The 12,008-nt window shown below is 71.2% G+C and carries 10 protein-coding genes; 4 read left to right on the top strand and 6 right to left on the bottom strand.

Annotation, left to right across the window (positions count from 1 at the left end):
• Nucleotides 1–48: 48 nt before the first annotated feature.
• Nucleotides 49–489, bottom strand: coding sequence for an Lrp/AsnC family transcriptional regulator (locus tag IE177_RS15000; protein WP_190015813.1), 441 nt, complete (start codon nucleotides 487–489; stop codon nucleotides 49–51).
• 245 nt (nucleotides 490–734) lie between these two features.
• Here IE177_RS15000 and IE177_RS14995 point away from each other — a divergent pair, with 245 nt between their 5' ends.
• Complete coding sequence (locus IE177_RS14995) at nucleotides 735–1,166, top strand: hypothetical protein (RefSeq protein ID WP_190015812.1); 432 nt, start codon at nucleotides 735–737, stop codon at nucleotides 1,164–1,166.
• Nucleotides 1,167–1,571: 405 nt separating this feature from the next.
• Here IE177_RS14995 and IE177_RS14990 read toward each other — a convergent pair whose 3' ends face one another.
• Nucleotides 1,572–2,744 (bottom strand): acyl-CoA dehydrogenase family protein, encoded by a 1,173-nt coding sequence (locus IE177_RS14990; protein WP_190015811.1) that lies wholly within the window; start codon nucleotides 2,742–2,744, stop codon nucleotides 1,572–1,574.
• 331 nt (nucleotides 2,745–3,075) lie between these two features.
• Between IE177_RS14990 and IE177_RS14985 the strand changes: the two genes are divergently transcribed.
• On the top strand, nucleotides 3,076–4,323 hold the full coding sequence (locus IE177_RS14985) for a glycoside hydrolase family 18 protein (RefSeq protein ID WP_190015810.1): 1,248 nt from the start codon (nucleotides 3,076–3,078) through the stop codon (nucleotides 4,321–4,323).
• A gap of 63 nt (nucleotides 4,324–4,386) precedes the next feature.
• Here the strand turns inward: IE177_RS14985 and IE177_RS14980 are convergent, their stop codons facing one another.
• From IE177_RS14980 to IE177_RS14965, 4 genes are all read right to left on the bottom strand, one after another.
• Nucleotides 4,387–4,527, bottom strand: a complete 141-nt coding sequence (locus IE177_RS14980; RefSeq protein ID WP_190015809.1) for an SCO1431 family membrane protein — start codon at nucleotides 4,525–4,527, stop codon at nucleotides 4,387–4,389.
• A 103-nt stretch (nucleotides 4,528–4,630) separates the two neighbouring features.
• Complete coding sequence (locus IE177_RS14975; RefSeq protein WP_190015808.1) at nucleotides 4,631–5,998, bottom strand: C39 family peptidase; 1,368 nt, start codon at nucleotides 5,996–5,998, stop codon at nucleotides 4,631–4,633.
• 263 nt (nucleotides 5,999–6,261) lie between these two features.
• On the bottom strand, nucleotides 6,262–7,803 hold the full coding sequence (locus IE177_RS14970; RefSeq protein WP_190015807.1) for an amino acid permease: 1,542 nt from the start codon (nucleotides 7,801–7,803) through the stop codon (nucleotides 6,262–6,264).
• Nucleotides 7,804–7,847: 44 nt separating this feature from the next.
• Nucleotides 7,848–8,804 (bottom strand): hypothetical protein, encoded by a 957-nt coding sequence (locus IE177_RS14965; RefSeq protein WP_190015806.1) that lies wholly within the window; start codon nucleotides 8,802–8,804, stop codon nucleotides 7,848–7,850.
• Between the two features lie 260 nt (nucleotides 8,805–9,064).
• On the opposite strand from IE177_RS14965, the gene IE177_RS14960 reads away from it, so the two are divergent.
• Together IE177_RS14960 and IE177_RS14955 are read left to right on the top strand one after the other, a co-directional pair.
• The gene (locus IE177_RS14960) at nucleotides 9,065–9,685 is read left to right on the top strand and encodes a uridine kinase family protein (protein ID WP_190015868.1); all 621 of its coding nucleotides are present in this window, start codon (nucleotides 9,065–9,067) and stop codon (nucleotides 9,683–9,685) included.
• Nucleotides 9,686–10,116: 431 nt separating this feature from the next.
• On the top strand, nucleotides 10,117–11,982 hold the full coding sequence (locus IE177_RS14955; RefSeq protein WP_190015805.1) for an AAA family ATPase: 1,866 nt from the start codon (nucleotides 10,117–10,119) through the stop codon (nucleotides 11,980–11,982).
• Nucleotides 11,983–12,008: the final 26 nt, after the last annotated feature.

Genomic DNA, 12,008 nt, shown 5'->3' with positions numbered 1-12,008 from the left:
CGCGCGCCGGCCGGGATCACCGGCCGGGCCGAGCCCGCCGCCCCCGCGTCAGATCTTCGGCGGGCGCGCCTCGTACGGCGTGGAGAGCACCACCGTCGTGCGGGTGGAGACTCCCGCCAGGGAACGCAGGCGGGCCAGCAGTTCCTCCAGCTCGTGCGGGGTGGACACCCGCACTTTGAGGATGTAGTTCTCGTCGCCCGCGACGCTGTGGCAGGCCTCGATCTCGGGGACGTCGGCGAGCCGGTCCGAGATGTCGTCGGGAGCGCTGGGGTCGAACGGCTTCACCGAGATGAACGCGGTGAGCGGCAGCCCGACGGCCTCGGGGTCGACGACCGCGGCGTAACCGCGGATGACGCCACGCTGTTCGAGCCGGCGCACGCGCTGGTGCACGGCCGACGTGGACAGGCCCGTGGCCTTGCCCAGGTCTGTGTAGCTCATCCGCCCGTCCTTGACGAGCAGCTGCACGATTTGACGGTCCAGCTCCTCCATGGCGCCAAAACCTACAGGGCGCCTGATCGTCGCGGGTAGCCGAGAGCGCAGGTCATGGCCGGTTCGATACAAAAATGCGCCGTACCGGCCGTCTCGCGGGCACCTGCTCGCGGCATGTGACGAACGCCACACGCAGGGAACCGGCTCCGTGATGTTCTCGTGATTACCGCCAGGGGCCGGCGGGAAGTGCTTGGTGTGGTCGAGGCCGCAGCGCCGTCACGGCCCAGCCTTAGGGGGAGAATCCCATGCAGAGTGTGAAGCGTCCTGGTCGGTCCGTGTCCAAGAGGCAGCCCGTCGTCGAGCCCGAGCCGGAGGGCGTCGAACCCGACGCGCTCGACGACGAACTGGACACCTACGACACCTTCGAGATGTACCGGGTGATCTGCCCGGACTGCGCGCAGCCGATCGCGCTGCTGGCGGACGAGGAAGTGCTGCCGGAGCACGCCCTGTGCGCCTCGCCGTGGAACCCGTTCGGGCTCACGGTCTGCGCGGGCACGGGCCGCGCGGCGGCCGACGCCCGCTCCGCGGACGAGTCCTGCGAGCCGCAGGAGCAGGACACCGCCCTGCTGCTGACGCTCCCCCAGGGCCTGGACTGGCGGACGCAGCCCTTCTCCCACGTCGGCGGTCCGGGCTCGCGCCCGATGCGCACGCCGGCGATGCGCCGCCAGGCCGCCTGACTCCGTCCGGAGCGGACCCCGGTGCCGTTCGCCGACGACCCGCACCACGGCTCGCGAGCCGTGGTGCGGGTCCGGTGCGTCCCGGACCTCCGGGTCCGGCCCGTGGGGCCGGGCCCGACGGTCGTGGACTGACGCTCGATTCAGCCGGGCGGTGACCTCCGCGGCCGCTGCCGCGTTGCCAGGGCATGACCCCCACGTACTCGGCGACCGGGCGTCAGCGCCGCATCTTCGTCCCGCGCCCGACGGAATCGCTTCCGGTCCTGGCGTCGCCCCCGGCGCCGCCGCAGGACCCGCCCATCTACCGCGATCTCATGCGGACCTGGGCCGACCGGGGCCGCACCCTGCCGGGCCGCCACGACCCCGAGTGGGTCAGGCTGGCGGCCCCGACGGTCGTCAGGGGGCAGTTCAGCGCCCCTCCGGCCCTGCCACATGACGGGCGATGACCATCCGCTGGATCTGGTTGGTGCCCTCGACGATCTGCAGGACCTTCGCCTCGCGCATGTAGCGCTCCGCCGGGAAGTCGGCGGTGTAGCCGTATCCGCCGAGTATCTGCACGGCGTCGGTGGTGACCTTCATGGCCGTGTCCGTGCAGTGCAGCTTGGCCATGGCGGCCTGCTTGGAGAACGGCCTGCCCGCGTCCTTCAGCCGGGCGGCCGCCAGGTACAGCGCGCGGCCGGCCTCGATCTGGGTGGCCATGTCGGCGATCATGAAGCGCAGGCCCTGGAAGTCGGCGATGGGCCGGCCGAACTGCCGGCGCTGGCCGGCGTAGGCGACCGCCTCGTCGAGCGCGGCCTGGGCGACGCCGATGGCGCAGGCCGCGATGCCGAGGCGCCCCGAGTCGAGGGCGGACAGGGCGATGGAGAAGCCCTGGCCCTCCTCGCCGATGCGCCGGTCGTCGCCGACCCGGACGCCGTCGAGGTGGACCTGGGCGGTGGGCGAGCCCTTCATGCCCATCTTCTTCTCGGGCGACGCACCGCTCAGGCCCGGGGCGTCACCGGGCACCAGGAAGGCGGTGATCCCGCGCGGGCCGTCCTCGCCGGTGCGGGCCATCACGGTGTAGAAGTCGGCGATTCCCCCGTGCGTGATCCAGGCCTTGGTGCCGGTGATCACCCACTCGTCGCCGTCCCGGACGGCCTTGGTGCGCAGCGAGGCGGCGTCGGAGCCGGAGGCCGGCTCGGAGAGGCAGTACGCCCCGAGCAGGCCGCCGCCGAGCATGGCGGGCAGGTGCTCGACCTGCTGCTGCTTGGTGCCGTAGGTGGCGAGTCCGTAGGAGGCGAGGGTGTGGACGCTGACGCCGAGACCCACGGTGAGCCGGGCCGCGGCCAGCTCCTCCAGGACCTGGAGGTACACCTCGTAGGGCTGCTCGCCGCCGCCGTACTCGGAGTCGTAGGGCAGGCCGAGCAGGCCGGAGCGGGAGAGCAGGGTGAAGACCTCGCGCGGGAAGCGGCCCGCGTCCTCCTCCTCGGCGGCCTTCGGCGCGATCTCGCGCTGGGCGATCTCCCGGACGAGTGCGAGCAGGTCACTCGCCTCGTCCGTCGGCAGTTGACGCTCCACCGGCTGCGGGTCGCGGTCGGACATGGCGTCGGTCTCCTCCCTGTCGGGGCACCGGCGGTGCGGCCGTGGGTGAGGCGGCTCCGCCTGGTCGTTCCGGGTCTGCCGAAGGCGCCCGCCCCCGGGTCTCGGAAGCTGCTGACCAGCGGCTGTGCGCTGTGAGTATGCCCGATCGGGGACGTCCCGTCACCAGTTAACGACCGCTTACTTCAGCATTCCGCTCACGACTTCTTTCTCGATCCAAATTGGTACGCACCATTGACCTATTGGTCTAGTCCTCCTACTGTGCATGACCAACGCTTTACCGCGTTCATGCCAATCGGCGAGCGTTCCCCTCTCCCCCACGAGGAGCCACCCGATGCACACTCCCCAACGTCCCCGCACACGCCTGCGCGCCCTGGTGTCCGCCGCGTGTGCCACCGTCCTCGGCGCCGGGCTGCTGGCGGGCGCGGGCACCGCCACCGCCGCCGCCGCCCCGGCCGCTCCCGCGGCTTCGCGGATCAAGGCGTCCAAGGTGGTCGGCTACTTCACCGAATGGGGCACCTACGACCGCAAGTACTACGTGAAGAACGTCGAGACCTCGGGTTCCGCGGCCAGGCTGACCCACATCAACTACGCCTTCGGCAACGTCACCGGTGGCAAGTGCGCCATGGGCGACTCCTACGCGGCCACCGACCGGGCCTACACCGCCGCCGAGTCCGTCGACGGTGCCGCCGACACCTGGGACCAGCCGCTGCGCGGCAACTTCAACCAGTTGCTGAAGCTGAAGAAGAAGCATCCGGGCCTGAAGGTGCTGTGGTCGTTCGGCGGCTGGACCTGGTCCAGCGGCTTCGGCGAGGCCGCGAGGAACCCGGCCGCCTTCGCGCAGTCCTGCTACGACCTGGTGAAGAACTCCAAGTGGGCCGGGGTCTTCGACGGCATCGACATCGACTGGGAGTACCCGAACGCCTGCGGCAACACCTGCGACACCAGCGGGCGGGAGGCCTTCCGGAACGTCATGGCCGCCCTGCGGTCGAAGTTCGGCTCGGGGAACCTGGTCACCGCGGCGATCACCGCGGACGCGACCGGCGGAGGCAAGATCGACGCGGCGGACTACGCCGGCGCTGCCCAGTACGTCGACTGGTACAACCCGATGACCTACGACTACTTCGGCGCCTGGGACGCGACGGGCCCGACCGCACCGCACTCCCCGCTGAACTCCTACGCCGGCATCCCCAAGGCGGGCTACTCCGCCTCGGCCACCATCGCCAAGCTCAGGGGTCTCGGCATCCCGGCCTCCAAGCTGCTGCTCGGCATCGGCTTCTACGGGCGCGGCTGGACCGGGGTCACCCAGGCGGCGCCCGGCGGTACGGCCACGGGCCCGGCGGCCGGGACGTACGAGCAGGGCATCGACGACTACAAGGTCCTCAGGACCAAGTGCCCGGCGACCGGCACCGTGGGCGGCACGGCCTACGCGAAGTGCGGGAACAACTGGTGGAGCTACGACACCCCGGCGACCGTCGCCTCGAAGATGACCTACAAGAACCAGCAGGGCCTCGGCGGCACCTTCTTCTGGGAGCTGAGCGGTGACACCGCGAACGGTGAGCTGATCCGGGCCATCAACTGAGCCCGGTCGCCGGGAACGGGGAGCGGGGGACCACGAGCCTCCGCTCCCCTACCCGTTCCGGCGTCAGAGCAGACCGAGCCGGGTCACGAACATCGCGATCACCGCGACGAGCACCCAGCCCATGACGTGCTCGAGGATCTCGGGGCCGTCCTCCTGGGGGCCGCCGGTGCGGACGCGGGTGGCGGTGGCCGGGTGTGCGCTCATGGTTTCTCGCAGAGGTCGGACGTACGAAGTGGAATCCCCCCGTTCGTCCACCTTGCCACCCGCGTCGGCTCTCGCGGCGGAGAGGTTGCTCACACGGACCGGGTCAGCGCACGCCCACCGCGGCGAGCGCCTGGCGCCGGCGCGGGCTCGGGTGCGCCGGGAAGTAGAGGTAGCAGACTCCCCCGGTGCCGGAGACGACCTTGCCGGAGGCGTTGTACCGCTTCGTGCGCAGCCAGATGTTCTCGAACTCGCGGCGGAGGTAGACCCGCCGCACCGCCTCGTCGCTCGGCGATGCCGGGTCGTTGGCGATCACGTCGCCCTCCGCCGTGAAGCCGATCACGGTCATCAGGTGGCCGGAGGTGCCGTAGCCCGCGCCGGTCAGCTCGCTCTTCAGGAAGGACTGGGACGTTATGGCCGGGATGCCGGCGGCGACCAGCGTCTCCAGTTCGGTGAGGGAGGCGAGCCGGGTGACCACGCCCTGCAGGCCCTGGTAGGTGGCCGCGTAGGCGGCGTTGAAGGGCCAGTTGCCACACCCCTCGTACTGGTAGTCGTAGGTGGCGCGGGCCGCGTGGCAGACCTGGGGGTCGGCGTAGGAGGGGTCCACCCAGGACAGCTGCTCGGGGGTCAGCCGGCCGCCCCAGTATTCGATGATCATCTGTGAGGAGGTGGGGCTGCACCACGCCTCACCGCCGTTGTCGTACTGCGGGTACTGGCCCTTGTGGATCTCCTGCGAGTAGCGCGGGACGGCCAGTTCCTGGGCGAGGCCGGGGACGGAGGCCGGGACGGTGAAGCGGTCGGGGATGTCGGAGCCCATCGCGCCGAGCCGCCAGACCACGGGGGTCAGACGCGTGTCCGGCCTGCGGTGCAGGGTGAGGCGCAGCCGGTAGGAGGCCAGCCGCAGGCCGCTGCTCGCGTCGTCGATGGAGAAGGTGTCGGTCCAGACGGTGCTCCGGCCGTCGGTCTGACCGTCCACCGAGGTCCGCTTGATGTCCTGGTCACCGGCCGCCCAGCGGCCCATCACGTACCAGGGGGTGCCGGTCCCGTCGGAGTAGGTGCCCTGCAGTTCGACCTGGAGCCAGGTGCCGTCGGGGGTGTGGGCGTTCCAGGAGGCGATGACCTCGGTGGCGGGGACGGTGAGCCGGTGGACCGCGGAGGTCCAGGTGGCGTACTCCCAGGTGGAGGTCGTGCCCGTGTGCGGGTCGGTGTAGTCGGTGCGGCCGGTGGGGGTGGCGAGCACCAGGCCCGGGCGGGGGCCGGGAAGGGCCCGGGTGCCCTGGGCGGTGCCGCAGCGCCATTCGCGGTGGGTGGTCCAGGCGTGGTAGTCGATCGGGCGGGGCTGTGCCTGGCCGGAGTCGTGGGCGCCGGCGGCGACTTGCGGTGCGGCGACGGCGGGGGCCGCCGCACCGGTCACCGCGGCGGCGACGGCGGCGGCCAGGACGGTTCTGCGGGAGGGCTGTTCGGCTCTGCTCATGGGCGCGCGTACCCCCAAGGTGTCCGAGACGGGGCTGGTCCGGTGCACGTTCGTGCGCCAACTATGAATCAGGCGGCATGCCCCTGCCAGCACTTCGGCGCGTGCCGCCCCACGAATATTGGTCCCGTCCACTGAAAGGGGTTTCCCCCGGGCGCGCGAGGGCCCCGGCGCGGACGGGGCTGCCGTGCGCCGGGGCCGGACGGACCGCCGGGGGGCGCGGTGCCGGGAGTGCCGGTCCGCAGTGCCCCATGGGGGCCGGTGGTTCAGACGAGGTCCATCGCGGCGACCTCGTCCGGGCGGCCGTAGCTGACCGGTCCCTGGAAGCGGCGGCGGGCCGTGGCGAACCACCAAACCGTGGCGACGAACAGCACGACGGCGAGTGCGATCGGCGCGTAGTTGAAGGAGTCGACGGTGATCGGCGAGGCCTGCGGCAGCATGAACAGGGCGCTGCTGAGCAGGATCCAGGTCACCGCGAGCCAGCCGATCGGCCGGCCCCAGCGGCCCAGGTGCCAGGGGCCGGGCTGGAACGCGTCGCCGAGCCGGAGCCGCAGGAAGATCGGCACGGCGTAGGCGAGGAAGAGCCCGACCACGTTGACGCTGACGATGGCGGTGAAGGCCGTGTGCGACCACCAGCCGGGCACCACGAGGGCCAGCGAGCAGCCCACTGCGAGCCACACCGCCTTCACCGGGGTACGGGTGCGCAGCGAGACGGAGTGCCACCAGCGGGAGCCGGGCATGGCGCCGTCCCGGGAGAAGGCGAAGATCTGCCGGGTGTTGCTGGTGAGGTTGGCGAGGCCGCAGAAGAGCATCGCGCCGATGACGATGAGGAGCATCACCTTGGCGGTGCCGAGCCCGAGGCCGTCGATGAGGATCTGGACGGGCGGTGTCCCCGCACCGGCCACCTTGGCGTAGTCGCTGATGCTGTACACCAGCGCCAGCATCAGGATGAGGCCGGTGATCGCGGAATAGCCGATGGCGCGGGTGATCCCCTTCGGTGCGTTGACCGTCGCGCCTACCGTTTCCTCGGACATGTGGAAGCTGCCGTCGAAGCCGGTGAAGGTCCAGCTCGTGACGAGCAGGCCGAGCATGCCGCCGTAAAGCCCGTTCGTGAAGCCGGTGTTGTTCTCGAAATGCGTCACGAAGGACGTCGGCTGATGGTGATCGGGCATCACTATGAGTGCAGAGACGATCACGACGAGTCCGATCAGCAGCCACCACACGGAAATGCGGTTCAGTACGGCGACGAGCTGGACGGTGTAGGTGTTGGCCAGTCCCTGCAGCACGATGATCAACGCCGTGATCAGCACCGTCTGGTGCACGGTCGGCTGGTAGGAGGGCCGTTGCAGCTGGACGAACGCCTGGATGAAGGTGGCCGCCGCGTAGCCGGTGGCGGCGGTGCCGCCGATCTGGCCCACGAAGTTCAGCCAGCCCGTGTACCAGGACCAGGCGCCCTTGTGCCGTTTGGCGAGTTTACCGGCGGAGAAATAGAGGGCACCGCTCGTCGGATAGGCGGAGGCGACTTCCGCCATCGCCGCGCCGATCAGCAGCACCATCACGGAGACGCCGATCCAGCCGAACACGAGAATTCTCGGGCCGCCCGCGTTCATCCCGAATCCGAAGGACGAGAAAATGCCCGAGAGGATATTGATGATGGTGAAGGAGATCGCGAAATTGTCGAACGCCTTGAAGCGCCGGGTGAGTTTCCGCGGATATCCCATCGCGTGCAGGGTGGCGTCGTCGTCGAGCGCGACCGGGTCTTCGCCCGCCCGGGCCCTGGCCCGTGGGGTCGATGTCCGTTCCGACACAGATCGGCCTTTCTCTCCGTGGAAGGGTGGGGGGAGGAGCAGGTTCAGACGGGTCCCGGGACGGCCAGTCCGCAGGCGCGGCGGGCCCGGGAGAGCTGCTCGGCGGGGTCGCCGAAGGCGCTCCACGGCATGCGCGAGGCGTACGGGCCCATCGCCGTGAACACCGCCCGGGCCTCGAACTCGCGCTGGGCCATGACCAGCGCGTGCGCGAGGTAGGCCAGGTCGAGCACCGGGGTGAAGCGGTAACCGGTCACCGTGGGAAGCCAGTTGTGGTAGATCGCCAACGCGGTGGAGCGCCACTGGGGCTCCTCCCAGACGCGGTCGGCGAGCAGCTGGGTGGGGTTGTAGCTCTCCACCAGGGCCACCAGCGGCAGCAGCCGCAGGGCGGAGTCGGCGGGGGCCCGCTGGCTGAGGAAGGCGGCCACGTCCCAGGCCGAGTTGACCGAGCCGCCGTGGCGCGTGAAGAAGCAGGACAGGAAACGGTGGTGGGCCTCGCGGTTCCACGGGTCCAGGGACAGGATGTGCGCGAACAGCCGCCATGGGCCCGGCGGCGCGGTGAGCAGCCCGTGCGGAGCCGGGTCGCGCAGCCGGTGCAGCCGGGCCATGGCCAGCCTGGCGACCCAGGGCGTCGGGTCCCCGGGGGCCAGTGCGGCGGCCCGGTCGCAGGCGGTCAGCGCGATCCGCTCCAGTACCTCGGCGTGGTCGTCGCGGGCGTCGGCGGCCCGCAGCGCGCGCTGCACGGCGACCCGGGCCCACATCAGCGCGGCCTCGGGCGTCGGCTCCTCGGACAGCCAGCGCTCGACCAGATCGGTGCCGGCCGCCTCGGAGGCGAGCACCAGCGAGCGGTGGGCGCGCAGGGCGAAGTCGGAGCGCGTCTCGGCGAGTGACTCGAAGGCGTATCGATAACGCCCGGCGCGCACGTCCGTGCAAACGCTTGCCAGGACACGGTCGTCGGCCGCCGGATGCCATACATAGTGCCCTTCGAATAACTCCGCGGCCATGTCCACCCGTCCGTCCCCGTTCGGCGCATCACGTTGCGCAGGAGGCACCTTACTCAGCAGCGAGCACACCCGGAACGCCGAATTCGACATATCGGTCAGGCGATTGTGATTGTTTATCCGCCCTTCCGGCCGGCCGCCGACCATTGGTTCAAAATGCGACTGTCTTCCGTGCCGGCTCGGACGGTCGCCCCGCCGCCCGGTGCCGCCACTAGACTGTTTCCGGAAAACGCACCCCACCGCACCACACCTCGGGAATCGCCATTCAGGACCTCGCCGACCGGCTGCGCCGGCTTCCGCCCTCCCTGGGGCCGGTCCGGCTGATCGGCGTGGACGGGCACGCCGGCTCCGGGAAGTCCACCTTCGCCGGACGGCTGGCCGCCGCGCTGGGCGGGGCGCCGGTGCTGCATCTCGACGACATCGCCAGCCACGACCGGCTGTTCGCCTGGACCGACCGCCTCATGACCCAGGTGGTCCACCCCCTGGCCAGGGGCGAGGACGCGCTCTACACGCCTTACGACTGGCGCGCCCGCACGTTCGGCGCGCCGTGCCCGCTGCCCGCCGGGCCCGTGGTGCTGATCGAGGGTGTCGGGGCCGGCCGTCGCGCGCTGCGGCCGTATCTGGCACGGCTGCTGTGGATGGAGTTGCCCCCCGAGGACTCCTGGGCGCGCGGCCGCGGTCGGGACGGCGCGGAGCAGCACGCGTTCTGGGACGGCTGGGTGGAGGCGGAGCGCGCGCACTTCGCCGCGGACCCCTCGCGCCCCCACGCACATCTGCTGGTACTGCAGACACCGGTGGGGTACAAGGTGCTGCCGGGGCCCGGGGCGCACCCCGGACCCGACCGGGGCACTACTGAGAGTGACGACCCGGCAGCGATGTGGTGAAGTCGTGAAGATCGGCTCGGGGGCGACTTCCCCCGAGTGCCTCAACTACGCTTGACCCGGGGCCCGTACAGGTCTTACGTTCTGATTGTGCGGCCATTCGGAGCCGCCCGCATTCGCGAAGCCCCCGGTTGTTCCCCCGTGATCGGGGGCTTCGTCTTGCCCTGGACCGTTTTGCAGGGCCCCTCGCCCGCCGATCCGATCACCCACGGTCACGACATCGCGTGCGCCCCGTCTGCTCCCACCTCGTCGAACGGCCTGCGCGGCACCCTTCGGCAGGCGGCGGCCCCGCGGGTACGATGCCTTCGGTGCGACCTTCGAGGGGCTGCCTCGCACCTGCAACTCCGGTCCGCGGCACAGCGGTTCGACCGCGGCGGCCGTCGGGCGACCCGCCCGGCGGTGAACCACGGGGGCACGGTCTGTGGGGGGACGTGATGGACTTCGGCACGCAGGGCCCCGAGGCCCCGGCCGACCTCGCCTGGCTGCGGGGCGTGGACGCCTGCACCATGGGCGCCTATCCGCAGGCCGAGGAGGAGTTCCGCACCGCCGTGCGGATGGACCCGGGCATGGCGGACGCCTGGCTCGGACTGCACGCGTTGCGGGTCGACACGACGACCGCGCTGCTGCGCATGTTCCGGCACCGCGAGCGCTTCGGGGAACAGCGCGCCCGGCACCGCCGCACCCTCAACTCCTGGTACTGGCTGGGCTGGTGGGTGCAGCCGGTGCTGGAGAGCCCGCGCGACCTGCTGCTCGCGCACGCCTCCCACTGGCTGGACGGGCGGCACGTGCCGGAGCTGGACCGTGCGCTCGCGGGCCTGCCGCCGGTGGACACCGACCCGCAGGTCCGCTTCCTGCACGCCTGCCGTGCCTATCTGGTCAAGGACTGGGACCAGCTGGTCCGGCACACCGATCCGCTCCTGGACGATCCCCTGCTCGGCATCGAGGCGGGCCTGTTCGGCGGCATGGCCCGGGTCCGGATGGAGATGTACGGGCAGGCGGAGCCGATGCTCTCGGCGGCGCTGATGCGCTGCCGCAGCGAGCAGCCGCAGCGCAAGGAGCTGCGGTACTGGCTGGCGCGCGCCCACGAGGGGACCGGCCGATCGGCGGCCGCACTCCCCCTGTACCGCGCGGTGCACCGGGTCGACCCTGCCTTCATGGACACCTCGGCGCGGCTCGCGGCGATCGCCGAGGGCGACGGCTACGACGCCGCCGACCTCGCCGCGATCTCGCTGACCGGTCTCGGGCAGGACGCCCTGGACGGGCCGGACGGCCTGGATCCGCTCTTCGGTGCCGAGAGCCGCGACCTGCGGCTGCCGGAGCCGGATCTGCCGACCGGGCCCCTGCCGTCGGTGACGGATCCGGTGGTGCGCGTGAAGACCGGGCCCGCCTCGTCCCCGTCACCGGTCCCCGCCGGGCCGACCGATGCGGCGCTGCTGGAGGAGGCGCTCGCCGAACTTGAGCGCATGGTGGGACTCGAACCGGTCAAGCGCCAGGTCAAGGCGTTGTCCGCGCAGCTGAACATGGCCCGGCTGCGGACCGGGCAGGGACTGCCGGTGCAGCCGCCGAAGCGGCACTTCGTGTTCTCCGGGCCGTCCGGGACCGGGAAGACCACGGTCGCGCGGATCCTCGGGCGGGTGTTCTACGCGCTGGGTCTGCTCGGCGGGGACCACCTGGTGGAGGCCCAGCGGGCGGATCTGGTCGGCGAGTACCTCGGCCAGACGGCCGTGAAGGCCAACGAGCTGATCGACTCCGCGATCGGCGGGGTGCTGTTCGTGGACGAGGCGTACTCGCTGTCCAACTCGGGGTACGGCAAGGGGGACGCGTACGGCGACGAGGCACTGCAGGTGCTGCTGAAGCGGGCCGAGGACAACCGGGACCACCTGGTGGTGATCCTGGCCGGCTATCCGGAGGGCATGGACAGGCTGCTCGCCGCCAACCCCGGGCTCTCCTCCCGTTTCACCACGCGGGTGGACTTCCCCTCCTACCGTCCGTCGGAGCTCACCGAGATCGGCAAGGTGCTCGCCGCCGAGAACGGGGACCTGTGGGACGACGAGGCGCTGGAGGAGCTGCGCTCCATCGCCGGGCACGTGGTCGACCAGGGGTGGATCGACGAGCTCGGCAACGGGCGCTTGCTGCGCACCCTGTACGAGAAGAGCTGTGCGTACCGGGACCTGCGGTTGTCGGCGTACCCGGGTGAACTGTCCCGCGACGACCTCGCGACGCTGCGGTTGCCGGACCTGATGCAGGCGTACGGCGAGGTGCTGTCGGGGCGGGGACCGCAGGACCCGTCGGCCCTCTAGGGTCTTTCGTTCGGCCTGATCCGAAA

The sequence above is a fragment of the Streptomyces lucensis JCM 4490 genome (assembly GCF_014650035.1).
GTDB lineage: Bacteria > Actinomycetota > Actinomycetes > Streptomycetales > Streptomycetaceae > Streptomyces > Streptomyces lucensis.
Note: the sequence above shows the minus strand (reverse complement) of the source record. Positions and strands in the feature narration are given on the sequence as shown.